Here is a 24,365-nt window from a genome sequence, read left to right on the forward strand (position 1 = left end):
CGCCGTGCGGTCCCGCTCCCCGGCCCGTGGGTGGAACGGCGCTGACCGCCGCACGCCCACGGGCCGAGGCGATCAGGACGGGTCCCCGTACACCACGCCGCGGCCGTAGCCACCCAGGTAGACCCGCCCGTAGGCGTCGGGGTCGCCAGTGATGACGTTGATCGCGCTGCCACCGAACTGGTGCTGGTCGTCGTTGATCCGGACCCAGGTCGAGCCGCCGTCAGTGGAACGGAACAGCCCGGCGACGCCCTTCACCTGCCCGCTGAGGTAGAGCGCCTGGTACCCGGCACCCGGGGCCGGCTTGCCGAATCCGACGGCGGTCGCCCGCTCCACGTCGCCGGGCTTGCCGAAGCTCTTCCCCCCGTTGGTGGAGTGCAGGAGTCCGTTGCCCCCGCCGGCGATCCACAGGTCACCGGCGACGCCCGGAACCGCCTTGAGCTGCCCGTCGGGCAGGCCGGTGGCCCGGGCGCCGAAGTGCTTCCCGCCGTCGGTGCTGGCGTACAGGGTGCCGCCGCTGAGGGCGTAGAAGGTGTTCGCCGCCGACCGGTCGGCCACCACGGACGTGTCCTTGGGCAGACCCGAGGCCGCCGCCCAGGCCGAGCCGCGGTCGGTCGAGTAGAACGGGACCTGGCCCGCGGGGGTCCACACCACGGTGGCGCCGTCCGCCGAGACTGCCGCGGAACCGCCGCCCGCGTCGCGCACCGGCGCCGCGGCGAAGGGCGCCCAGGCGACTCCGCCGTCGGTCGAATAGGCGCCGTGCTGCGCGCCGCCGAGACCGACCCGCACGATGAACTGCGGCTTCGACTGTGCGAAGTCGATACCCGTGGTGTTGGTGAACAAGGGTCCGGAGAGCGCCTTGGTGGGCACCTTGGTCAGGTCCTCGTGCCGGAACCCGCTGACATCGCCGAGCGCACTGATCAGCGGAAGACCGGGGGGCTTGATCAGTCCGAGAGTCGCGGTCTCCTCCAGGCCCTTGGCCGGGATCGTCCAGTGCGTCGCCCGCCCGCTGTCCGCCGCCGTCACGTCGCGGCTGCCCCACATCCCCGATCCCGTGCCGTACAGCACGTGCCCGGAATCGAAGGGGTCGATGGCCAGGGCGCCCATCCAGTGCCCGATGCCGGTGCCCACGTAGGGGGCTGCGGAGGCGTCCCGCACCGAAGTCGCGCCGAGTGCCTTCCAGGAGGCGCCGCCGTCGGCCGACCGGTAGATCTCGTCCGAGGGCCACCAGCGGTCCAGCGTGGTGACCATGACCGTGGACGGGTGCTGCGGATCGACCGCCAGGCCGGCGAAGCCGAACCCGCCGCTGGACGGCGAGATGTCCTTCCAGCCCCCGGTGGTCGGCGTGTACTTCCACACCGAACCGGCCGTCACTCCGTTCGGGCCCGGCGCGTTGGTGTACGTCAGGTAGAGCGAGCCGTCGCCGGACAGCACACCGTGCTGGGGCAGCTGCCCCTTCGGCTGGCCGGGCACGGCCTGCCAGGTGCTGCCGCCGTCGGTGGAGCGGTACAGCGAGGTGGTCTTGTCCGCCACCCCGGCATAGATCGTCCGGCTGCCGGACGGGCCGAAGGTCACGAAGGAAAGGCCGACCCCGCTGCTCGCACCGTCCTTCACGGGGAAGCTGGTGACCTGGTTCCAGGTCACGCCGTAGTCGGTGCTGCGCCAGAGCCCGTTCTTGCGGGTACCCAGGTAGAGCGTGCCGTGGTCGGACGGGTCCACCACCAGCCGCTCGCCCATGGACCGGCCGTCCTCGTTGCCGCCCAGTTTGAACGGCAGGTCGGTGCGCTGGAACGTCCTGCCCTGGTCGGTGGAGCGGAGGATCGCGCCGTTGCCCGCCCAGTCGTTGGTGTAGGTGCCGCTCGCGAGGTACAGGCGGTTCGGGTCGACCGGGTCGGTCGCCAGGCTCTCGATCCCCAGCAGGTTCCAGTCGGCTCCGCCGATCCAGTCGGTCAAGGAGGTCCACCGGGCTGCGGTCGCGTCCCACCGGTAGGCGCCGCCGATGTCGGTCCGTGCGTACAGCAGGTCCTTGCGGGTGGGGTTGAAGACCAGCCCGGTGACGAACCCACCACCGACGATCTGCGCGTTGTGCCAGGTGTACGCCCCCGAGCCGGCCACCTTCACCAGCTTCCACTGCTGGTTGGTGCTGCCCCTGTCGGCGTACTGGATGAGCGGCACCCCTTCGGCGGTCGAGCCGCCCCACACGTCCAGCACCATGCCGCTGCTCCGGCTGACGATCTTCACCGCCGTGCCGCCGACGTCCTCGATCTTCCACTGCTGGGCGGCGGCACCGTGGTCGGACTGCTGCTCGATGGCGGCCGCCGGCTGCCTGGAAGCATCCCGCACTCCGAGGACCTTCTTGCTGCCGCGGTTCTCCAGCGCGTAGTAGCCGTCCCCCGTCGGTCTCAGCCGCCACTGCTGGCTCGCGGCACCGGCCACGCGGCTCTGCTGCCGTGTCCAGGCACCGTCCGACGTGTCCGCCCCGGGCACGTCCAGCACCTTGTCGCTGCGCACGGACACCAACTCGTAGTAGGCGTCGGCATCCGGCGTCGCGGCCTCCGAGTCGGCCTGCACGAACAGCAGGTACGGGCCGAGCACACCGGGCACGCCCAGCGCCAGGACCCACCCCGTCCAACGCCGGCGATGGCGTCCACGCGTACGCCGCTCGCCACCGGCCGCGCGCGTGCGCCGACCGCGTCCGTGCGCAGTGGGATCCGTCTCGTTCATGTGGGGCTCCTTGCTCCGGCCCTGCCTGCGGGCACCCGCCCGGTCAGCGGTGCGCAGCGGCACGCCGCGGTGTGGTCGACGATCCGTGGGTGTGATCGTCTTCGTGTCACCCGTCAGTCGCCACCGACCGCCAAAAGGTTGCCGCCTGTCGAAGTTCTTCTTCGAGCACTGACGGCCCGGCCCGGCGCGCGCACATCGCGGCGACGCGCGTGCCGCGAGCGGTACAACACCATGGTGGCAGTGCGGCTGCGTACAAGACGCAAGACATGAATGCCGGCTGCTCCCGGCGGCAGCAGAGGCCGCCGGGTTCACCCTGTACGCTCGCTCACCGCGAAGGTGCACCTGTTCTTGCGGCGGATCCGAGCTGGACACTCGAATCCGCGCAGCTCAGAGGTACCTGCTCCTGACTTGGTGTCAGACTGTCAGGCCCAGTTGCGTATCCGGGGTGAAGGTGCGGCGCCGTACTCGGCGGACCGCTCCCCCGAGGGAGGTGGGAATGGGGCTCATGGATGCGGACCACGTGAGGTTGGTCGTCGCCGCGCAGGCCGGTGACGATCGGGCGCGCGAGAAACTGATCGCCGCGTACCTGCCGTTGCTCTACAACATCGTCGGGCGAGCGCTGAGCGGGCATGCCGACGTCGACGACGTCGTCCAGGAAACCCTGCTGCGCGTGGTGCGCGACCTGCCCGCCCTGCGCGCACCGGAAAGCTTCCGGTCCTGGCTGGTGTCGATCACGCTCCGCCAGGTCAATTCCTACTGGCACCGGCAACGCGCCTTCGCCGGCCGGACCACGGTCATCGACGAGGCACTCCAGGTACCGGACGCCGGCGCCGCACCTGAGGACGTGACGATCCTGCGGCTGCACGTGTCGGACGAGCGCCGTCAGCTCGTCGAGGCCGGCCGGTGGCTCGATCCGGACCATCGGGTGCTGCTGTCGTTGTGGTGGCAGGAACGCGCCGGCTCGCTGAGCCGTGATGACATCGCCGCCGCGACGGAGCTCAGTGTCGCCCACGTCGGAGTACGCCTCCAACGCATGCGCGAGCAGCTGGAACTGAGCCGGACGATCGTCGCCGCGCTGCAGACCGACCCGCGCTGTCCGCAGTTGGACGAGACCGTCGCCGGCTGGGACGGTCTCCCCGCATCGGTGTGGCGCAAGCGGATCGCGCGGCACACCCGCGGCTGCCCGGTCTGCGGGGGGACGACGACCCAACGGGTTCCGGCCGAACTTCTGCTCATGGACCTCGCGCCGCTGGCGGTCCCGGCCGGGCTCATCACCGCACTGGCGGCAAAGGGCCTGCTGTCGGGTACGGCCGCGAGCGCCGCCGCACTGGCCACGGCACCCGCCGCCTTCGGCACGGCCACGGGTGGAAGCAGTCTGCACAGCTCGCTGATCGGCAAACTCCACGCCGCGGCGACCGCTCATCCGCTGGTGGGCCTCGCCGCCGGCGCGGTACTCATCGCCGGGACCGCCACCTACGCGACCTGGCCCGAACCGGCGCACCGGGAGCCGGGCGCCAACGCCGCTCCCACGGTCGGCAACCCCACGCCGATTCCGTCGAGCACCACCACGTCGGCCGGACCGTCACCGGTGAGTCCGTCCGCCGTCGCAGGCACTGTCCCGCTGGGCGCACAGTCGATGGAGTCCGTGGACGACCCCGCCCTGTACCTCGGGTATGCCGAGCACTTCGCGACGCTCGCCCGCGTCTCGGCGTCCAGCAGCGCGCAGACACGGCAGCGGGTCACGTTCACGGTCGTCCGGGGGCTGGCCGACACGCGGTGCGTCACCCTCCGCGCAATCGACGGCCGCTATCTGCGCCATCAGGACCTGCGGCTGCGGCTGAGCACCGACGACGGCAGCGAACTGTTCCGTGAAGACGCCACCTTCTGTCCGCGCCCGGGGGCGGTCGCCGGATCGGTGACCCTGCACGCGCACAACTATCCCGGATCGGTCCTCCGCCACCGCGACGGTGGCATCTGGCTCGACGGCTCCGACGGCACTCGGGCTTTCGCCGGTCAGTCCTCCTTCATCGTGCGAAGGCCCTGGGTCAACGCTCGTTGAGCATGTGGGACCCCCTTTCCACGGGACGACCAGCCCGCAGGGCTTGTCGTAACGTTTTTTGCCTGCGAGATGCATCACCGGGCAATCGCCCGGACTGCGCGCAGTTTTCGTTACGAGACCGCGGGTGCGCAAGCCTCCACTTCATGGGGTGCCCTTCCCGCCGCTCATATGACGCACCGGCGCGGCAGGGGTTCCCCGGCTTCCCCCGTTGACGTTTCTCCTGACGAAAGCCTTCCGATGACACGACACACCCACGAACCCCGGGCGACCGGCATGCGGGAACGGCCCCACGTCCCGCACCGCGCCCATCCCGTGACGGATCAGGACGTGCCGGCCGATCCGCGCACGAGCACGGCGCCCAGGGCGACCCACGGCCCCCGAGGAGAATCATGAAGGGCATGCACCGACTCGGCCGGAGTCGCCGGACAGTGACGATCGGGCTGTCAGCCGCGGCATTGGTGGCCGGCGTCGTGACGCTCCTCCCCAGCTCCGCCGGAGCCGCGAACTTGGGTACGCAGGCAGCCCCATCCGGCAGGTACTTCGGCACCGCTGTGGCCGCCGGGAGGCTCGGCGACTCGACGTACGCCACGATCTCGGACCGGGAGTTCAACATGATCACCCCGGAGAACGAGATGAAGTGGGACGCCATCGAACCGTCACGCGGCCATTTCAACTTCGGCCCCGCCGACCAGGTCGTCAACCATGCCACGGCACACGGCCAGCGCGTGCGCGGCCACACCACGGTGTGGCACTCGCAGCTCCCGTCGTGGGTCGGCTCCATCGGCGACGCGAACACGCTGCGCAACGTGATGAACAATCACATCACCACCGAGATGACCCACTTCAAGGGCAGGATCTACGCCTGGGACGTGGTCAACGAGGCGTTCGCCGACGGCTCCACCCAACACCGCAGCTCGGTCTTCCAGAACGTGCTGGGCAACGGTTTCATCGAGGAAGCCTTCCGCACCGCCCGGGCGGCCGACCCCTCGGCCAAGCTCTGCTACAACGACTACAACATCGAGAACTGGTCGGACGCGAAGACCCAGGGCGTCTACAACATGGTCAGGGACTTCAAGTCCCGCGGCGTGCCCGTCGACTGCGTCGGCTTCCAGAGCCACTTCGGCACCGGCGGCCCCCCGTCCAGTTTCCAGACCACCTTGTCCAACTTCGCCGCCCTGGGCGTTGACGTCCAGATCACCGAGCTGGACATCGCCGGGGCCTCCCCCACCCACTACGCCAACACGGTCAAGGCCTGCCTGTCCGTGGCCCGGTGCAGCGGCATCACGGTATGGGGCATCCGCGACAGCGACTCCTGGCGCCGGGGCGAGAACCCCTTGCTGTTCGACAACAACGGCAACCCCAAGGCCGCCTACACCGCCGTCGTGAACGCCCTCAAGGCCTCCCCCGGTACCACCGGTGGGTCCGGTACCGGTGCCATCAAGGGCGTCCCCTCCGGTCGCTGCATCGACATCAACGGTTCCGCCACCGCCAACGGCACCCAGGCGCAGCTGTGGGACTGCAACGGCCAGGCCAACCAGCGCTGGACCTACACCTCCGACAAGCAGCTGATGATCTACGGCAACAAGTGCCTGGGCGCCCTGGCCAAGGGCACCACCAACGGCACCGCGGTGGTCATCGGGGACTGCGACGGCAGCGCCGGCCAGCAGTGGAACCTCAACAGCAACGGCACGATCTCCGGCGTCCAGTCCGGGCTGTGCCTCGACGCCGTAGGCGCGGCCACCGCCAAGGCCACCAGGATCCAGCTGTACTCCTGCTGGTCCGGTACCAACCAGAAGTGGACCGGCCCGTCCGGGACCTCGACCCCGACGACGCCGACGCCGACCGGCAACGCGTGTGCTCTTCCCTCCACGTACCGGTGGACGTCCACGGGTGCGCTGGCGCAGCCGGCGAACGGGTGGGGCTCGCTGAAGGACTTCACGGACGTGGTGTACAACGGCAAGCACCTGGTCTACGCCTCGAACACCTCGGGATCCTCGTACGGCTCGATGATGTTCAGTCCCTTCACGAGCTGGCCGGACATGGCGTCGGCCGGTCAGACCGGGATGAGCCAGACCGCGGTGGCGCCCACACTGTTCTACTTCGCGCCCAAGAAGATCTGGGTGCTGGCGTACCAGTGGGGTCCGTGGCCGTTCATCTACCGCACGTCGAGCGACCCCACCAACCCCAACGGCTGGTCCGCGCCCCAGCCGCTGTTCACCGGCAGCATCCCGGGCGCCGCCCCGATAGACCAGACCCTGATCGCCGACGACCAGAACATGTACCTGTTCTTCGCCGGTGACAACGGCAAGATCTACCGGGCGAGCGTGCCGATCGGGAACTTCCCGGGCAGCTTCGGCTCCTCGTACACGACGGTCATGAGCGACACGGTGAAGAACCTGTTCGAGGCCCCGCAGGTGTACAAGGTCAAGGACCAGAACCAGTACCTCATGATCGTCGAGGCCCGGGGTGCCAACGAGCAGCGCTACTTCCGCTCGTTCACGGCCTCCAGCCTGAACGGTTCGTGGACCCCGCAGGCCGCCAGTGAGAGCAACCCCTTCGCGGGCAAGGCCAACAGCGGTGCCACATGGACCAATGACATCAGCCACGGTGACCTCGTCCGCAACAACCCCGACCAGACCATGACCATCGATCCCTGCAACCTGCAGTTCCTCTACCAGGGCAAGTCCCCCACCGCGAGCGGCCCCTACGACCAACTGCCGTACCGGCCGGGTGTCCTCACCCTGCAGCGCTGACCTGCCGGGTATTCGGGTGATGCCGGTGCGGAGGACCTGCCGGCGCGGAGACGGGCGGTCCACCGCACGGGCAACTCCACCTCCCGACTGATACCGCCCGGAGGAACCCCCAGCCATGCGCCGGCTGGGGGTTCCTCTCCTTCGTACGGCGCCGGTGGTGGACCCGCGCAGGTCAGCGCGCGGCGTCTCTCCGTCGGCGGCGCGCGTACACCACCGCACCGCCGGCCGCCGCCAGGGCCGCGGCCCCGGTTGCGGCAGCCGACTGCCAGGACGCGCCGGCCGCCGGTCGCGTGAACGCGGCTACGGACTCGGCCGGTTGGTCCTCCCCCAGACCGTCGTACCCGCCGGCGAGGCCCTTCCGGTCGTACTCCGAGCCGGGCAGCTTGTCACCGTATCGGGCGGTGACCAGCTTCTGGTAGGCAGCGAGGGTGAGGGAGCGCTTTCCACCGAGGCCGGCGGTCGCCTCCTCGTTGAGGGGTTCGACCAGGCCTTCGGCGGTGAGCCGGTACCAGGCGTGGATCTGCGGCTCGGTGAAGGTGCGGGCCTGCGGGGTGCCGCGTTCGGCAAGGCTGAGCTCGGTGTCCCCGTCCCGGATGCCGGCCAGCTGCCAGCCCTCGGCGCCGACGGCCTGCCCGCCGCTTGCCGGTGCAGCCGGGTTTCCCTGGGGCGAGAGCAGGACGGCAGCCCGGTGGCCGTCGGAGGCGGTCACCCGTGAGGCCAGATAGGAGAGCCGCAGCGCGTTCTGGGGGGTCGCCTGTGTCTTGCCGGCCACCAACTCGGGGCTGACCTCGAACATCGGCACCGGGTCCTTGAGCTCGAACCTGGGCGGCGCGGCGACTGCCGAGGGGGCGTTCCGGGGAGTGCCGACGGCGCCGCCGTCCGCGGCGGCGGCACTGCCGGGCGTCCGGGCCGAGACCAGGAAGCGGGAGACGGTGCCGCGGAGCTGGTCGCTGCGGAGGGTCTGCTGGGCAGACTGGTAGCCCGCGATGCCGTCGCCGTCCGCACCCTGCGCGGAAACGTTTCCGCACAGGGTGGCGGCGAGAGCGGTCGTGGCGAGGACGGCGGCCCGGACTGCCGCGCGCCTGGTGCGTCGCATGCTCTGCATGGTCGGTCTTCTCCTCAGCCCTGGATGCCGACGCGGGAGTGCGTCCACTGGAACGAGTTGTTGTTCGCGTAGGTGGAGTAGTTCCACCAGGTATAGGTCTGCGTGGTCTGCCACGGGTCGCCCACCGCGATCATGTTGCTGGCGCTGTCGTAGCCGTAGATGACGTTCATGTGGCCGCCGCCGCTGCGCCAGCCGATCCGTACGGCGAACGGCCGGCCCGCGGCGATCTCGCTGGTCGACTCGCTGAACGAGGCGTTGCGGTACAGGCTGCGGCCACTGTTGCCGAGTCCCACCCTGGCCAGGCCGTTGGCCATGTCTTCCAGCGTCGCGGGCTGGTTGTTGCAGTCCACCCAGCTCCCCTGGGCGGCGAGTTGGCAGAACCGCTCCTGACTGACGGTGCGGCCCCAGTATTTGGCGATGGTCACGCCGGAGGCGTCCCAGCACCACTGGGTCCTGACCTGCTTCTGCATGTCGATCTGGAGCGTCCTCGCGGTCGTGGGAGTCGGCTTCGGGTTCGAGCCGCAGACCGGCAGGACGGTGGTGTTCTCCCGGATGAACGCGTCCGCGATGTAGTACGAGCCGGTGTAGATCCACCGCGGGTTGTTCTCCACCGTGTCGCCGGTGGTACGGCAGGACATCTGGATCCTGTCACCGACCCTGGAGGAGCCGTTGACCTGGGCCGAGAGGGACGGCTTGGCGCGGTGGTTGACGGTGCTGTAGTTGCCCTGCCCGCCGATGACCGTGCCGCTGACCGCATCGGCCTGGGCGAGGGCACCGAAGCCGAACAACAGACCGCCGGAGAGTACGGCGGTGAAGGCGGCTATCAGCGCCTTCTTCCGGCGGGACGTGCGACGTTTGTGCATCATGCTCCTTGATTCGGAAAATTCCGGACTCGCTCGCTCGGCACCCTGACCCGGCCTTCCGGGCTGGGGGCGCGGCGCGTCCGGGCCGTGGGTGCCGTAGCCGTGGCCTGCACTCGGGAGGCCGGCGCGGCACTCCCCCGGATCCGCCCGCCGCCCGGCGGAGAGCATGCCGGCGGGCAGAACCAGGTATCGGGGCCGCCGCTAGGGGCAGCCCGCCCCGCTTGGGCTCGGACGCCGATGCGGCGTCGCCCGCAGAGACGTGAGCCGACGCAGCGCCTCGTTCGTCGGTGAAGGCGGTTGCACCCGACGGCACACGGGTGTTGTGCCGCGGCTTGACACGCTTCTACGGGCAGGCATAACCGCACCGCTTCCTCGATTGGATTGGGTGCGGGAATCCTGCCAGACGGATAAGGAGAGATTTAAACGCCGTTGCTCTACGCGCAAAGATGTCGCCAGTTCAACTACTGGACACGACTATGACGGTTCGTCAATTTGTTTACTGCGCCGTCTACTTGATTGCCGCGCTACCATTGGTCCAGGCCATCCCGGTGGGTCGCTGACGCGTGGACTTTGCTCAAACTTGACGGTCGATCACCTTCATTAGACGCACCGTCAAATAGCGGAAATAGCCCAGCGTATAAGGCATGTGACTGTGAATCATTCCGGGAGAAGGGAATCTCTACTCGCGCATGCGTGCAAGAGACTGAAAGCGAAGACGGCCGCGGTGGACACCGCCCGCTCTCGCCGGCGGAGGTGGGGGTGGATCACGCCGGGCTGCGTCACTGTCTCTTACGACATCGGAAGACGGACGACTCTGCGACGCAGCGACCCGGTCGCGGCCGTCGATCGCGGCCGGTCGAACGCGGACTCGCCGCCCAGGCACACCGGCCGATCGTGGCTCTGCTCCAGTACAGGCGGGAAACGTACGGCGACTCTCATCCGTACGGCGCCCCTGTCGAAGCCCCCGCAAGGGGGGCCGGCATGCCGACCCCCGGGTCGCGGCGGGTCATCCTCCCCGGGCGATCCGAGACAGCCAGCTATCAAGCGACTCCGGACCGAGAACGGCCGGCTGCGGCAACAAGGCCCGCGTTCACCTCGGGCAGCAGGTCGAACAGCTCGGCAGCCACGGCCTCGTCTACCGCGTCAACGAGCTCAGGACGACCTCAGCGCCGCCCGCACCAGCCTCCGCCGGATGATCCGCAAACGAGAACCGCTAGATCTTGATCCAATAACGCCGCGCGGGACCGAACTCGGTGTCCCGGATGCCCTCGAAGACGCCGCCGCAGCGCTCGATGGTCTTCACCGAAGCGACATTGTCGACCGCGCAGACGGCCAACACCCGATCCAGGCCGAGCGCCCGCGCCTCGTCGAGCAGCTGCTCCACCGCCCAACTGGCCAAACCGCGCCGCCGCGCGGACGGCCTGATCCCATACCCGATGTTTCCAGCCCACGACACGTAGTCGTCGCCGCCATATCGCAGTGCGATTCCGCCGAGCACCCGATCACCTTCTACGACCCATCGATGGATGCACCGCATGGCATCGGCCGCTTTCGCAGCGTCCGACTGCTCCGTCAGCCGGCGCACCCAGGCCGCAAATCCTGCGGCCGAGTCCACATCGTCGGACGGACCCAGCCCGAAGCCGTCCTCGTGTTGACCAGGACCCCACTCAGCGCGGGCCTCAAGCCAGGGGACGTGCAGGCGGACAGTGGACGCGATCAACTCTGGCATCCGGTAACACTAACGTCGGAACGCGTCCCTGACCCCGGTCATTGCCTGATATCCCTCACTCCGCACGGGACCGCGCACCGCACGCCCCCCGGCGCCCTCGACGTGCGTCTCAACAGCCGGGATCCGGTCGAGGAACGCCTCGCACCACGTGCGGCCAAGTGGAACCTCCGAACCACGACAGCTGACCCAGGCGGTACGCGGCCGCACATGCTGTCACGCCAGGCAGCGAGCACAACGTCATGGCTTGCTTCGCGCAGACCCGCCGAAGCGGCGGGCGCGCCCGGGCTCACGCCGCAGCCGTGGGATTCGCCGATTCGGCAGCGCGGCGGTATTCGGCGTTGATGCGCTGGGCTTCTTCGAGCTGGTCTTCGAGGATGATGATGCGGCAGGCGGCCTCGATGGGGGTGCCTTGATCGACGAGTTCGCGGGCACGGGCGGCGATCCGCAGCTGATAGCGGGAGTAGCGGCGGTGTCCGCCGGCGGAGCGCAGCGGGGTGATGAGGCGGGCTTCGCCGATGGCGCGCAGGAAGCCCTGGGTAGTGCCGAGCATCTCGGCGGCCCGGCCCATCGTGAAGGCGGGGTAATCGTCGTCGTCGAGACGGCCGAACGAGTCGTCTGCTGTCATGTCACCTCTCTGTGGAACGCGTCGAGGGGCCCTGGTGCCGTACGGCACCAGGGCCCCGAAGGAACTTGTTACACCATCTGCCGGCCCTGGTCGTGCGCCGGCCTTCTGTTTCCGCCCACCCGGTCTGAGCTTCGCCGGGTTTGCGGGGATCGCGGATGCGTGACCGGAGACCACCTCACTATCGATGTCCTGCGGTACCCGGGCTGCGCACTGCTCGCCCGGGCGATCCTGATGGCGCTCGGCTCCTCCGTTCTTCCCTCTGGATCAATCACTTACCAAACGGGTACTGCGTACTGCTGGTGTGTTGCGTACTGCTGGTGGCCTCTCACAGCGCCACTTCGGCAGCCAGCCCCGTCGCCCATCCTGCGTCTGCTCTGGCTTAGAACCCCACTGCCGAACCTCCCGGTGCGCGCGCCCGCAGCCGACGCCTTCACCGAGGTACTGCTCACTGACTTCACTGCTGGGTACTGCCAACTGCACCTACTACGGGTACTGCCACTGCGGTACTGCTCACGGCGGCCCCTGATCACTGCGGGCCACCCGGTCCGGTCACCAATCCCGTCGCCGTCCTGCAACCAACCTGGCTTCGGAACTCCGTCACCGCACCGTCCTTCGCACTGCAACTGCGGGTGCTGCGGTCTTGCTGCCCGGCAGTTCGTCTCTGCCGGGCTCTTCGATCTCTTCGGGCTACGAGAGAAACCATAGCCACACCCCAGCCCGATGTCTACTCCGGCCACCATAGATTTCCGAGTGTTCGAAGAGGAGGTAGTCGACCTCGAACAGCGTCGCCAAGAGGTACGAGGTGTCCCACCCGGGTTGCTCGCCACTGGCGCGGGTACAAGCGCGGCGGACAGGAGCGGGCAGGGGCGAACCAGAGACCAAGGTGAATCTGATGGACACAGTGAGCGTCGATGTCGCAGCCGCCCGCTCCAGCGCCTCCATCGCCGACGCCCGCGAACGCGCCCGGGCCTTCCTCGATGGCCTCGTATGCCCTGTCAGGGCCGAGGCTGCCGAAACGGTGGTCCTGGTCGTCTCGGAACTCGTCACCAACGCTCTGCGCCACGCCGGCGGCACCTGCACCCTGGGCCTGACCGCCCGCCCCGCCAGCATCGAGGTGGCCGTCCACGACCCCAGCCCGCAGCCGCCGCGCATGCGCACCCCCGACCTGCTCGCCGGCACCGGAGGCTTCGGCTGGCCCATGGTCAACCGTCTCGCCCACGCCACCCGCGTCACCGCCACCCCGAACGGCGGCAAAACCGTACGCGCCTTCCTGCCCCGACATCCCCCGCCGCAGCACGTCCCTCACCGGGCGGCGTTGCCACGATGAACCGACGTCGTTGAAGCGGACGGACCTGGTCAGCCGCTCCAGCCACTCAAGGGAGACGACCAGATCGTTCGAGTGCGCCATACCCAGCACCCCTCACTGGCGGCGACGACGTACGGTCACCGACTTCGACGGTCCGTAGTAGACGGTCGGCCTCCACTGCCCATACTCACCGGCTATGCCCGACGGTGACGCCCCGCCGGCCCCGGACCCCCGGAACTCTTCCGTCGTCGGAGCCGAAGCAGGTGGCCAGGGCGGCGGCCTCTTCGGGCGTCACAGGGCGGGAGATCGCCGTCAGCCGGCGTTCACGCCGATCGATCTCTTCCCCGTTCGCATCCCAGCCCGGAAGCGGTCCGTCGGCGACGAACGCCCTTACTGCGTGGAATGCCCGGCACCGCATGGATGCCGGGTCAGCGCCCATACGTGCCGGTACAGAGCTGTGTGACGGTGGGGGTGGTGATCCCGCGTGAGGCTGCGCAGAGCTGAGCCATCTCGCGCCGGCCGGCTGCGGGTGCGGCGGGGTGGTTGCGGGGAGCGGGTGCCGGGCGGAACCGGCGGGGTGCGGGAGCTGGCAGGCGGCGGGGCCTGGAGTGCGGAGCCGACGGGTGGTCGGCGGCGCTGCCCTCGGTGCGGCGGCTGTGATTCCCCAGTGGCGCCGGGCTCGCCTCGGCCTCCGCCGGCTCGGGGACTGGCCCGGGCGCAGGGTCGGCGGGGACGGGGTCTTCGGAGAGCCGGGTGAGCGGCGCGCCGTACTGGATCCCCCGGCTCACCGCATGGGCGCCGGTGCGGGCCGCGGGTTCGCTGGGAGCAGCGGGCGCGGCGGGCTGGGGGGCGGTGCCGTTCACAGTGACGCATCCGGATGCGGTGAGGAGGGCAGCGAGCGTGAGCGTGAGGACGGTTCGGCGCATCCGCCCACTGTGGCGAGTAGGCGCCGACGGGCGGGCCGGGGCGCGCGCCCATGCCCTCCATCGAGTGACCTCGGGCAGACGGGTCGGCAACCGCCCGAGGAAACCAGCACGGCGGGTTCGTGGACATCGACAGCGACCTCTACAAGCCCTGCCACCCGGCCTACAGCGCGCTGATGACGCAGGACGACACCCTGATGGCTGCCTTCACCCGGGCCCACGGACGCGCGTGGATGGCACTGGCCGAGGAGTACGTCCGCTCCCACAAGCTGCACGCGATCATCCAGGAGACCTCGCAGAACGCACGGGCCGTGGAAGGCAAGATGCTGGCCCACCGCCGCACGGGGACCCGCATCGAGGCGCTCTTCATGGGCGTCCCACAGGCGATGAGCAACCAAGGCATCGTCAACCGGTACTTCGAGCAGCTCGCCGATCGCGGCCAGGGACGGCCAGACCGCCTGCCACGGTGCTCTTGAGGTTCTCCCCGATACCGCAGGGCTGCTCGACTCTCCCAAGGGCCGCGAGTTGCTCGCGCTCTGTGAGGACTTCGGCGAAGAGCTCGTCACAACGATGCAGTGGCTCCGCATGACGGGTCACTAATGTCGTGAGCCGGATGGCGAGTGCGGCAGCCGTGACAGACGGGTGACCTGGAACGGAGAGCTGCTACGGGCGGCGGTGGATGAACAGGCCCGGTTCGGCCTCGGCGAGGACGCTCAGGCGCGGGGCGCGCGGCGCCTGCTGCGCGTTGCCCAGTCAGACCGGTCGTGTGCCCACTCCGGAGGTGCCGGGTTCGCAGCGCCGGAGCGGGCAGTCCCGTGGACCCGGCGGGCGGGACGCCACCATCCCACGAAGCCCGGGGCGAGGCGGTCAGGCGCGGGCCTGACGAGACCCACCCCGACTCGTGGGGAGGCCGCCCGGGCGCGGGGGCGGCGGTGTCGGAGGGTCAGTCGGGTGCGCGGAGGCCCCAGCGGCGCCGAGGCTTCTCCTTGGTTGCCCTGAACAGTCGGCCGCTCAGCAGCTTCGCGGCCGTCGCGTCGCCCGCCGCTGCGGCCCGCCTGTACCACTGTTCGGCCTCCGCCTTGTGCCCGCTGTGGAAGAGCAGGTACCCCATGTTGACCATGGAGGTGACATCACCGGCGTCACCCGCGCGCCGCAGCCACGGCTCGGCCTCGCGCCACCTGGCGAGCTCGCAGAGCAGGCCCCCGAGCGGTCCCATGGCCCCGACCTCCCCGCCCTCGGCGGCCCGCCGCAGCCACTGTTCGGCCTCCGGGACCCGGCCGGTGCGCCCGAGCAGGAGCCCGAGGTTGACCATCGAGCCCGGGTCTCCCGCGTCGCTCGCGCGCCGCAGCCATGGTTCGGCCTCGCGCAGCCTCCCGGCCTCGCACAACTTGCTGGCCAGGGCGGAAACGGCAAGCAGGTGTCCGGATTCGGCGGCCCGGCGGTACCACTGCTCGGCCTCTGCGGGCCGCCCGGTGTTCTCCATGAGTACGCCGAGGTCGTACTGGGCGCGGTCGAATCCGGCGTCCACCGCGCGCCGGTAGGCGTCCTCCGCCTCCCGCGTCCGGCCCGCGGTGTAGAGGAGCGTTCCGAGGTTGCTCATCGCGCTCGCGCTACCGGCGTCGGCCGCCTGCCGCAGGAACGGTTCTGCTTCCTGTGCCCGGCCGCTGTCGTATAGGAGGACGCCGAGGGTGCCGGCGGCCCGTGGGTGGCCCGCCCGTACGGCCTGGCGTAGCCGGAGTTCGGCTTCCTCCGCCCGCCCGGTGTTCTCCAGGAGGACCCCGAATTCGTAGAGGGCGGTGCTGTCGCCCGCCTCGGCGGCCTTGCGCAGCCACGGCTCCGCCTGGGATCCGCGGCCCGTCCTGATCAGCTGCTCGCCGAGCAGGCTCATGGCGGTGACGTCGCCGGTGCGGGCGGACCGCTCCAGCCAGGGTTCGGCCTCGTCGGCCCGCCCCCGGCTGAGCAGGGCGCCGGCCAGGAGCACGATGGCCGTGGGCTGGCCGGTCTCGGCGGCGCGCCGCAGCCATGGTTCGGCCTCATCCATCCGGTCCGCCTGCTCCAGCAGACGCCCGAGGTGGATCATCGCGGGTACGTGGCCCGCCTCGGCTTCCGCCCGGTAGGCACGTTCGAGGTGGTCCTTCGCGTCGGGTCCGCCGGGTCCGCCGGGTCCGCCGGGATCAAATCCTTCGCGTCCGGCACGTCCGTCGGTGGCCGTCTCCGCGCGCCGCCGGGCGGCCATGATGCGCACGTCTGCGGCCTCATCGCCCCGGCCGAGGCGTTCCAGCAGGTCGGCGAGGAGTGCGTATCCGCCCAGGAGGTCGGCGGTGTACTCCTGCGGGTTCCCTTTCGCCAGATCACGAAAAACGAGGACGGCCCCGGCCGCCGCGACGAGTCCGTCACGGAGATCGGTGTCCAGGACGGACCTGACGAACGCGTACGCCCACTGGGCGCGCGCCAGCTCCGGGAGGTGGGATCCGGGTTCGGCTGCGTTCGACTGGCCGCCCGATTCCTTCCCGCTCGGCCCCCCGCCCGATTCCCCGCTCAGCTCCTCTGCCAGCTCCAGGGCCCAGCGCGAGTAGTCCAGGGCGTCCTCGCGCCGGTCGGCCTGCGCGAGGAACCCGGCGTGGTTGCGCAACGCCGAGACCAGGCCCGCCCGGTACCCGCCGGGGTTCTGGTCGGCCAGTTTGTCCCAGGCCGCGATCGCCTGCCGGGACCGCTCCAGGGCTTCTTCGCGGAGCCCGAACGTCCACAGGTGTCCGGTGTGCGTGGCCAGGGCACTGGCTAGGTCCGGCAGATGGCTTCCCGGATTGGTCTCAGCCAGTTCCGTCAAGTGCTCGACCGCCACCGCGGAACGGGCCACCGCCTCCACCAAGTCGCCCGCTGCGGCATCCAGGAGCGACTGGTTCAGCGACAGACGTGCCTCCATGGGGCGGGTGACGGCGTGGTCGACCTCGCCCAGGCCACGGAACTGCTCCGTGGCACGGCGGTAGTAGTTGCGCGCCTCCTCGTACCGCCCCTCCTCGGACAGCAGGGTGGCGTGGTTGGCCAACGTCATGCCCGTGGAGAGCGACTGGACGCGGGGGAACGGAATGGATTCGGGCAGCGACGATCCGATCAACTCGACGGAGCGGGCGGAACACTCCAGGGCCTCGCGCCGCCGTCCGGCCTTCGCCAGCCGGTTGGCGTGGTTGCCCAGTGCCTCCGCGAGCAGCACCGTGTGGGCGTCGGGGTCGGCCCGCACCAGGGTCTCGTAGAGGTCCACGGCCTGCCGGGACCTCTCCATGGCCTCCTCGTGCTTCCCGGCGTGCGCCAGGGCGACCGCCAGCGCGGACAACGCCCCGGCCCGGTCCCGTGCCGGGGCGGCAGGGTGACTGTGGAGGTCCACGGTCCGCCGCGCGTACGTGAGGGCCTCCGACCACCGCCCCGCGCGGCCCAGGCGCAGTACGAGGTGCCGGTACAGCCCGGCCCGTCCGGCATCGGAGGCGCCGGGTTCGACGAGGGCGGCCAAGCGTACGGCGACGGCGGCCAGGCCGGTGTCGAGGTCCACGTGCGGCATGCCGCCCAGCCTCCGGAACGCGGCCCGTTCGACGGCTTCGAGGACTTCCCTGTCGGTCCCGTCGATGGCGCTGATGGCCACCAGGGCGGCGCTGCCCGCGTCGAGCGCGACGTCGGGGTGGTCCCGCAGCAGGGGGTGCAGGACCTGTTCGGCGAGGTGCGGCCACCGATCGGCCGCCGACGCCAGGAGGGTCACGGCGCGCGGGGCGACGGCGGCGGCGCCGGGCGCCGTCAGCAGTGCCTTCGGGACCCCCGTCGCCCACGCGTCGGCGCGGTAGCCGGTGACCGTGTGCCCGGGCACGGTCAGTGCCAGGAAGTCCTCGGCCAGCCGGTCGGGGTAGAGCGGTTCGAGTACGGTGCGCGGGTCCAGCGGCGGGTAGACGCGGGCGTGGTCGCGCAGGAGGGTCCGCAGGGTCCCGGGTACGTCGGCCACGCCCGCTCGTTCCAGCGCCGTCGCGGCCGCCTCCCAGGTGGAGGCTCCGGTCAGGGTGGCGACGAACGCGACGCTCGCCATGTCGTCCGGTGAGGTCCGGAAGTCCAGGCCCGCCGCGCCGTTCTCGTACAGCCTCCGCCAGTTCTCGTGCTCCCGCTCCAACAGGTAGGCCGACATCCCGGCCGGGTCGCGAGGGGCCGTTCGCCCGTGGACGTGAGCGTCCACGGTGACGAGGGCTGCCATGTGCACGGTGAGCGTGAGTCCGAATGCGGGGTCCGCCAGCGACACCGTGGAGGGGGCCGATGCCGCGTCTGGTCGCCCGTACAGTTCCGCGAACTCGGTGCGCGCGGTCGCGAACATGCGCTCCCGGTCTCCCGGTTCCACCGCCAGTGGCGCCAGCTCGTACTCGGAGGCATCCGCCCGTCCACCGATCATGGACTTCACCGCCGGCCACGCGTGCGGCGTACGGGCCATCAGCAGGACCCGTACCGGAACCCGCTCCCCTTGGTCGCCGCCGCGCGGGCCACCGTCGAACATGCTGTTGGCGAACAGCCAGGCCAGGTCCCGCAGGGGCCACCGGTCGGCGTAGTCCACCAGGACGAGCAGCCCGCGGAGGTGGCCGGCGCGGGCGTCGTGGCTGCCCGCGGACTCGGGCAGGACCGTACCGCCGTGCCGGACGACGATCGTCTTCCAACCCTGGCGGACGGACCGCGCGGCGAAGTGATCGGCCAGCCGGGTCTTGCCCCGGCCGCCCGGGCCGTGCAGCCAACGGACGGCCAGGGCGCGGCCGCCGTGCCCGGTGCTACGGGCTCCGGTAGCGCTGTGGCTGCCCGCGCCCGGGCCGCGCCACCGGATCAACTCGTCCACTTCGCCCCCGCGTCCGGTGAACGGCACGACCGCGTTGCCCGCGTTGAGCAGTCGGCTGGGCTGCTCGATCCAGGCCGGGTCGGGATCGCCGTCCGGCGGCTCGTGCTCGGCGAGTACGTACACGGGCCGGCCGTCACCGTGGATGTGGACGTCCGCGTTGATCGCCCCGTACGCGAAGCCGTCGAAGGCGTAGACGTTCTGGACGATCCTGGCGCCCTCGGCGCCGCCGCCCCGGAATGCCTCTGCGGGCTCCTCTCCACCGGGCGACCGGGGCACCGTCATGCCCCGGTCTCCGACGACGGGAGCGCGCCGAGACCGGGCGGGGCGGCAGGAGCGTGGTTGTGGATGCTGCCTCCGATCACGCCCTGCGCCGTCGAGTTCGGGGCGCTCGCCGTGATGTGCTGGGTGGTGGTCGTCGTCGCCTGCGGGTGTTCGCGCCGCATATCGGCCAGGAGCTGCTCCAGTTCGCCGCGGGCCGCCGGATCGGTCAGCAGCAGGTCGCGCAACCGGGTCTCCCACACCACCGCCACGCGCGCCCCGGCATCGGGGGTCTCGGGCGGCGAGTCGGCGAGCTCCCGGGCCGAACGCTCCAACTCCGCCGCCATCCGTTCCTCGGCGCCCTCACGGCGCCAAAGCTGCGGGAGCCTGCGCGCGGCGCCCACCAGCCCGGTGGCCAACGCGGTGACGAGCACGGTGCCACCCTCGTGTGCCAGGCTCTCGATCACTTCCGACATGGTCGGCTCCCCTCTTGCGCTCCTTCGACGGCGGCTCGAACAACCGCTCCACACCCAGACGCTACGAGCCGACGGCCGACGACGCAGGAAGATCACCGAACAGGCAGGTCACACGAGGGCGGAGCGACCGGACGGCGTGGGCTGTGAGGCTCCGTCCACGGCCGGAGCGGTCCGCTTCCTCGCCGCGTGGACGGACTGTCCTGGCGCTCGGTGTGTCAGCCCGGGCGGCGCCCTTCCCCGTGTGGTGCCATGAGGTGTCTCCCCCTCGGGCTCCGCGCCCCGCTAGGCCGCGGACCCGGGCGCCACCTCTTGGAGGAAAGCATGCCGCAGCGCAATCCCTTGGCGGGCCGCACAGCCGTTGTCACGGGCGCTGCGCGCGGGCTGGGAGAGGGGCTGTGCAGGCAATTGGCGAAGCGGGGCATGCGGATCGCCTTGCTCGGGCGTGAGGCCGAAACGCTCGAACGGGTGGCGCGCTCGCTGCCGGTGGAGTCCCGCTGCTACGAGGCGGACGTCACGGATGACGAGGTGATGGGCCGCACCGCCCTGCGTGTCTCCCGCGACATGGGAGACCCGGCGGTCGTCATCGCGAACGCGGGAGTCGCGGAAGGCGGACCGTTCGCGACGTCGGATCCGAAGACGTGGCGTCGTGTCATCGAGGTCAATCTCGTCGGCAGCGCCGTGACGGCACGGGTATTCCTTCCCGCGCTCCTGAGGTCGCGAGGCTATTTCCTCCAGGTGGCCTCGACAGCCGCCTTCGGGGCGGCTCCCATGATGAGCGCCTACTGCGCCTCGAAAGCGGGAGTGGAGTCCTTCGCCCAGTCGCTGCGTGCCGAACTCGGGTACCAGGGAGTGGGCGTGGGCATCGCCTATCTGCACTGGACGGACACCGACATGGTTCGCGACGTCGACGCCCACGATGTCCTGCGCGAACTGCGTTCGCACATGCCCGCTCCGGCACGGAAGGTGTATTCGGTCGAGCAGGTGGCCGGGTGGCTGGTCAAGGCGGTGCACCACCGGGCGGCGACCGTGTACGCGCCGCCCTGGCTCCGGCTCGCGCAGCCCGTCCGCCCGGTGCTGCCCCTTCTTGTGGCGATGGCCTCGGCGAGAACACTGCCCCGCGTCACACGCCACGGCTCCCTGCCCCCGACCGGGTTGCTCGGCGCCGGCGGCCTGGCCGACACCCAGGCCCACGGCCGGAGGAACGACCCCTGACCGGAACCGGGCCGGTGGATCAGGCCGGACGCAGAGCGATCCAGGGCACGGTGTCAGCGGGAGCGTCGGGCGCCTCGGGGAAGGTGGTCTGGATGACAACCCGTACGGACTGGCAGGCATTTCGTGGTCCATCGGCCGGTCTCCCGTGTCGGGGGAAGTGGCAGATCTCGTCAGCACCACCTCACTGTCTCAATTCGCGTCGAACGACCAGAAGACGCCGACCTCGTCCGAGGACACCGCGATCAGACCCACGTCCATGACGTGCTCGGTGAAGGACCGACCACCTTCCAGACGGCCCACCAGGAAGTCGGGAGACGTTGACGTCCGGGCCAGGTCGGAGGAAGACCAGTAGCCCGCGCCGGGGCCGAACCGGGCGAGTACGGTGCGGGCGTCGGTCAACACGTCGTCGCGGTCGGCCCGGGACCGGAGAGGGTATGCCTCGAAGGACCACTCCTGGGTCAGCGAGGCGAGCAGCTCGACGGCCGCTCCTTCCGTGATCGGGTGGACACCCGCACGGATGTCCTGCGCCACGAGTGTCCCGAAGGGGTACGAGGGATGCCCTGCCACGCGAACCGCCCGGTCGCATTGCCATTCCATCACGCGCCAACCCCGCGGGTCGGTGACGCGACGCTCCAGGACGGCGAGGACGTCCTGAGTCCAGTCCTCGTGCAGGCGGGGCCCTGCCATCGCGAAGGTGTAGACGTCGTCGAGGAGCCGCACCAGTGCGGCTTCCCCGACGTTGCCGTCGAGAGGCTTCATCGAGTTTCCGGAGTTGTCGGTCACGGCACCGGCACGAGCGTGTAGTTGATGCAGGACGGGATGAGACCGGAATCGTACTTGGGGACGTCGGCGACACAACACCGCTAGAGGCGTTCCTCGTCGTAATGGAAGCGCGGGCCCGAGTTCGGCTCTTCATAGTTCTCTTGGTGGGCCGGGGTCAGCATGTCGGTGCAGGGCCCCAGCAGGAACGGCTTGCCGTGGTCGGTCAGGGTGAAATCGGCACGTTCGCCGCTCGGCATGGTGACGGTCACTTCCACCGTCATGCCGTAGGTGGCTTCCTGGGGCACGATGACGCGGCCGATGCCGTATGCACCTCGGCCGTCCGGGCGGGTCCGGCCGTCCAGGCCGGTCCGGCTGAAGGAGAACGTCTCGTCCGTGGCGAGCGGCATCGAGAGGCCGACACCCAGTCCGGGATGTCCACGCATGAGGGTGTGGGGAAGCAGATCCGGTGTGGTGCTGAGGCTATTGGCGTGGGCATGCGGGTTCACGCCGGAGCGCGCGCACGCGTAGCGGTAGCGCTGCTCGGCGTCGAGACGGACCGTTTCGAGCCGTACTCGTGCGTTCAGCACGGCCCCCTCCACGCCGGCGGGGCCCGTGATCACGAGTTGGAGTTCGTGATCACCGGCCGGAACGCCCCCGGCTCGGACCACGGAGTCGTACATGCGGTGACAGCCCATCCCACCGAGGCGTGCTTCGCCTCCGACGGCGGCCGCGGGGTCCAGCGGTCGGTCGGACTCCGCCTGCCAGCTCTCGGACGTCGGGAGCAGCGCGGCTACCGCGGAGACCCCGGCCTGAGGCGGTTGCGGGTCGCCGGCGCCACGGGACAGCGGCCGTTGCACTACCGACTCTTGGTCGGCGGAGGTGGCGAGGGGGGGCACCGGCGGTGCGAGGGTGAACGGCCGGCCGTCGTCGTCCACCCGTACGGTGACCTGCTCGCCGTTCTCCTCCACGTCCAGTTCGAGCCACCAGGCGCAGGAGCAGGCCGCCGTCGTGACGGTGACCAGCCCCGTGGCCGTGCCGCCCGCCCGAACCGCGAGCGGGGCCTCCTGACGGGATCCGGCATCGTCCAGGGAGAGGCGGACGGGACGTACCGGCTTGCCGCGGGCCACGCTCACGGCGGCCAGCCGTTCGTCCTTCACCTGTCCCGCGCAGGCGACGTCGTCACCGCGGGGCACGGGGACGTCCGGCCCTCTGACCACGCGGATCCCCCGGACCAGGGCCGCGCGGGACGGGGACGCCCCGACGGAGTACGCGAGGGTCACCTGCCCGCGGGGCACGGCACGGGCTTCGGTGGCCCACTGGAAGAGGGGGACGCAGCCCAGCGCGTTGCGCATCAGCTCGGCCGGAGGCTGCCGGCCGGGCTCCGGGAGGGTGGCGGCCCAGGTGTCCTCGTTCCCCAGCAGCGGGGCACCGGTCGCGTACATCCCCGCGTCCGGCCGATCGGCGCCGTCCGGGGCGCGGGACGGTGAACGCAGCAGCGTAACGGTCAGGGCGGAGCACAGGGTGAGGACGAGTGCGGCGGTGGCCGTGGCGAGGACGGAACGGCGTCGGGCTCCCGACTTGTCCGGCGTCATGCCGCGATCCACTTGTAGCCGACGCAGTGGAACCCCTGAGTCCAGTTGTCGGTCCCCTGGGCGAGGACGAACGGGCGCCCGGCCCTGTCCACGAGCAGGTGCTGCTGCTTGTCCCCTTGCGTGTAGGTGACGTCGAGCACGAACTCGTAGGCGACGGAGGACGCGCCCGTCGCGTTGCCCGTTCTGACCTCGATGTCGAAGTAGGCCGGGTCCCCCTGTGCCGCTACCTGGACCTTGGTACTCGGGTACTGCGCCGTCAGGCGGCGTTCGGCGTCCTGCTCCATGGCCGGCCGCCAAGGGGTGGACAGGTCGAGGAGCACCCGGCTGACCTCGGAACTTCCCTGGGATCCGCCGCAGTAGAAGAGCGGGCCGGTGGGCGCGGGGCGCGTGCGCTCGATGCGGGCCCGGACGGAGGTGATGGTGGCGGGTGTCCGGGTGAAGTTCGTGACGATCAGACGGACCCGCATCATGCCCGCGTCGGTCCCGCCCTCGGTGACCATGCGGACGAGGGTCTCCTGGGCGTCGCCCAGGGGCACCGGCTCCCTGTCGTACGCCGAGCCGGGCGCGGACCGCACCAGGTGCCGGTCTTGCATCAGATCCCACCAGACCTCGGAGCCGGCCGTGATCCGCGGTGCGCCGGGCGGCGGTTCCCGTACCGACCAGATGTCGAGGTACGCCGAGACGACCGCGGCGACGACGGCGCTGAGCACCACCCCCGCGGCCGCGAGCCCCACTGTCCGCAACCGCCTGGGCAGCCACCTTCCGGCCGGGCCGCCTTCCGGCTCCGGCGCTGGCTCCGGCTCCGACTCCGACTGCGACTCCGGCCCCGGCTCCGGCTCTTCGTGCGGGGCGGCGGCCTCGGCTCCGGGCTCTTCCCCGGCCTCCGCGTCGCGCCCGGCGTCCGGCGTGGCCTCGGCTTCCGGCCCGGGATCCGGTTCCGAGTCGGCGTCGAGCTCCTCGCCCTGCTCGCTTCCGGGCTCCGGCACCGGTTCCTGCTCACTGTGCGTCTGTGTCACGGCTCCCCCAAGCCCTTCGCCCCGGTCACCCCGGGAATCGCCATGGTGCGGCACCCAAGGCCCAGAGTGGAGGCGAAATGCGGCCGATCCGGGAAAGGCCGGGGCTTCCCCGT

The 24,365-nt window shown here is 70.6% G+C and carries 14 protein-coding genes and 1 pseudogene; 5 read left to right on the forward strand and 10 right to left on the reverse strand.

Going from position 1 to position 24,365, the window contains the following annotated elements; all coding sequences use genetic code 11:
- Positions 1 to 72: 72 nt before the first annotated feature.
- Positions 73 to 2,721, reverse strand: a complete 2,649-nt coding sequence (locus OG861_RS01575; RefSeq protein WP_330261043.1) for an RICIN domain-containing protein — start codon at positions 2,719 to 2,721, stop codon at positions 73 to 75.
- Positions 2,722 to 3,217: 496 nt separating this feature from the next.
- Between OG861_RS01575 and OG861_RS01580 the strand changes: the two genes are divergently transcribed.
- Together OG861_RS01580 and OG861_RS01585 are read left to right on the forward strand one after the other, a co-directional pair.
- Positions 3,218 to 4,780, forward strand: a complete 1,563-nt coding sequence (locus tag OG861_RS01580) for a sigma-70 family RNA polymerase sigma factor (RefSeq protein WP_330261044.1) — start codon at positions 3,218 to 3,220, stop codon at positions 4,778 to 4,780.
- Positions 4,781 to 5,169: 389 nt separating this feature from the next.
- The gene (locus tag OG861_RS01585; protein WP_329201309.1) at positions 5,170 to 7,533 is read left to right on the forward strand and encodes a non-reducing end alpha-L-arabinofuranosidase family hydrolase; all 2,364 of its coding nucleotides are present in this window, start codon (positions 5,170 to 5,172) and stop codon (positions 7,531 to 7,533) included.
- Positions 7,534 to 7,705: 172 nt separating this feature from the next.
- On the opposite strand, the gene OG861_RS01590 is transcribed toward OG861_RS01585, so the two are convergent.
- The 4 genes from OG861_RS01590 to OG861_RS01605 form a co-directional block, all read right to left on the reverse strand.
- Entirely contained in the window at positions 7,706 to 8,629 is a 924-nt protein-coding gene (locus tag OG861_RS01590) for a hypothetical protein (protein WP_329201307.1), read from the reverse strand.
- A gap of 23 nt (positions 8,630 to 8,652) precedes the next feature.
- Entirely contained in the window at positions 8,653 to 9,504 is an 852-nt protein-coding gene (locus tag OG861_RS01595; protein ID WP_329201306.1) for a papain-like cysteine protease family protein, read from the reverse strand.
- Between the two features lie 1,210 nt (positions 9,505 to 10,714).
- A complete protein-coding gene (locus OG861_RS01600; RefSeq protein WP_329201304.1) occupies positions 10,715 to 11,230 on the reverse strand; it encodes a GNAT family N-acetyltransferase in 516 nt (171 codons plus the stop codon).
- Between the two features lie 286 nt (positions 11,231 to 11,516).
- A complete protein-coding gene (locus tag OG861_RS01605; RefSeq protein WP_329201302.1) occupies positions 11,517 to 11,855 on the reverse strand; it encodes a helix-turn-helix domain-containing protein in 339 nt (112 codons plus the stop codon).
- Between the two features lie 892 nt (positions 11,856 to 12,747).
- On the opposite strand from OG861_RS01605, the gene OG861_RS01610 reads away from it, so the two are divergent.
- On the forward strand, positions 12,748 to 13,182 hold the full coding sequence (locus OG861_RS01610; protein ID WP_329201300.1) for an ATP-binding protein: 435 nt from the start codon (positions 12,748 to 12,750) through the stop codon (positions 13,180 to 13,182).
- A gap of 1,018 nt (positions 13,183 to 14,200) precedes the next feature.
- Positions 14,201 to 14,560, forward strand: a pseudogene (locus OG861_RS01615) (zeta toxin family protein); the annotation flags it as partial.
- A gap of 467 nt (positions 14,561 to 15,027) precedes the next feature.
- Here OG861_RS01615 and OG861_RS01620 read toward each other — a convergent pair.
- Together OG861_RS01620 and OG861_RS01625 are read right to left on the reverse strand one after the other, a co-directional pair.
- A complete protein-coding gene (locus tag OG861_RS01620; protein ID WP_329201296.1) occupies positions 15,028 to 19,218 on the reverse strand; it encodes a tetratricopeptide/SEL1-like repeat protein in 4,191 nt (1,396 codons plus the stop codon).
- Positions 19,215 to 19,670, reverse strand: a complete 456-nt coding sequence (locus OG861_RS01625; protein ID WP_329201295.1) for a hypothetical protein — start codon at positions 19,668 to 19,670, stop codon at positions 19,215 to 19,217. The genes OG861_RS01620 and OG861_RS01625 overlap by 4 nt, the downstream gene beginning before the upstream one ends.
- A gap of 321 nt (positions 19,671 to 19,991) precedes the next feature.
- On the opposite strand from OG861_RS01625, the gene OG861_RS01630 reads away from it, so the two are divergent.
- The gene (locus tag OG861_RS01630) at positions 19,992 to 20,882 is read left to right on the forward strand and encodes an SDR family oxidoreductase (protein ID WP_329201294.1); all 891 of its coding nucleotides are present in this window, start codon (positions 19,992 to 19,994) and stop codon (positions 20,880 to 20,882) included.
- Positions 20,883 to 21,071: 189 nt separating this feature from the next.
- Here the strand turns inward: OG861_RS01630 and OG861_RS01635 are convergent, their stop codons facing one another.
- From OG861_RS01635 to OG861_RS01645, 3 genes are all read right to left on the reverse strand, one after another.
- Positions 21,072 to 21,641: a hypothetical protein gene (locus tag OG861_RS01635; protein WP_330261045.1), complete on the reverse strand. Its 570-nt coding sequence runs from the start codon at positions 21,639 to 21,641 to the stop codon at positions 21,072 to 21,074.
- Between the two features lie 104 nt (positions 21,642 to 21,745).
- The gene (locus OG861_RS01640) at positions 21,746 to 23,236 is read right to left on the reverse strand and encodes a hypothetical protein (protein WP_329201290.1); all 1,491 of its coding nucleotides are present in this window, start codon (positions 23,234 to 23,236) and stop codon (positions 21,746 to 21,748) included.
- Complete coding sequence (locus OG861_RS01645) at positions 23,233 to 24,252, reverse strand: hypothetical protein (RefSeq protein WP_329201288.1); 1,020 nt, start codon at positions 24,250 to 24,252, stop codon at positions 23,233 to 23,235. The genes OG861_RS01640 and OG861_RS01645 overlap by 4 nt, the downstream gene beginning before the upstream one ends.
- Between the last annotated feature and the right edge of the window lie 113 nt (positions 24,253 to 24,365).

Source organism: Streptomyces sp. NBC_00539 (assembly GCF_036346105.1).
Taxonomy (GTDB): Bacteria; Actinomycetota; Actinomycetes; order Streptomycetales; family Streptomycetaceae; genus Streptomyces.

Bases quoted from the DNA above. Each gene is read 5' to 3' on its own strand.
- OG861_RS01575 (WP_330261043.1), bottom strand. From the start codon at position 2,721: ATGAACGAGACGGATCCCACTGCGCACGGACGCGGTCGGCGCACGCGC.
- OG861_RS01580 (WP_330261044.1), top strand. From the start codon at position 3,218: ATGGGGCTCATGGATGCGGACCACGTGAGGTTGGTCGTCGCCGCGCAG.
- OG861_RS01585 (WP_329201309.1), top strand. From the start codon at position 5,170: ATGAAGGGCATGCACCGACTCGGCCGGAGTCGCCGGACAGTGACGATC.
- OG861_RS01590 (WP_329201307.1), bottom strand. From the start codon at position 8,629: ATGCGACGCACCAGGCGCGCGGCAGTCCGGGCCGCCGTCCTCGCCACG.
- OG861_RS01595 (WP_329201306.1), bottom strand. From the start codon at position 9,504: ATGATGCACAAACGTCGCACGTCCCGCCGGAAGAAGGCGCTGATAGCC.
- OG861_RS01600 (WP_329201304.1), bottom strand. From the start codon at position 11,230: ATGCCAGAGTTGATCGCGTCCACTGTCCGCCTGCACGTCCCCTGGCTT.
- OG861_RS01605 (WP_329201302.1), bottom strand. From the start codon at position 11,855: ATGACAGCAGACGACTCGTTCGGCCGTCTCGACGACGACGATTACCCC.
- OG861_RS01610 (WP_329201300.1), top strand. From the start codon at position 12,748: ATGGACACAGTGAGCGTCGATGTCGCAGCCGCCCGCTCCAGCGCCTCC.
- OG861_RS01620 (WP_329201296.1), bottom strand. From the start codon at position 19,218: ATGACGGTGCCCCGGTCGCCCGGTGGAGAGGAGCCCGCAGAGGCATTC.
- OG861_RS01625 (WP_329201295.1), bottom strand. From the start codon at position 19,670: ATGTCGGAAGTGATCGAGAGCCTGGCACACGAGGGTGGCACCGTGCTC.
- OG861_RS01630 (WP_329201294.1), top strand. From the start codon at position 19,992: ATGCCGCAGCGCAATCCCTTGGCGGGCCGCACAGCCGTTGTCACGGGC.
- OG861_RS01635 (WP_330261045.1), bottom strand. From the start codon at position 21,641: ATGAAGCCTCTCGACGGCAACGTCGGGGAAGCCGCACTGGTGCGGCTC.
- OG861_RS01640 (WP_329201290.1), bottom strand. From the start codon at position 23,236: ATGACGCCGGACAAGTCGGGAGCCCGACGCCGTTCCGTCCTCGCCACG.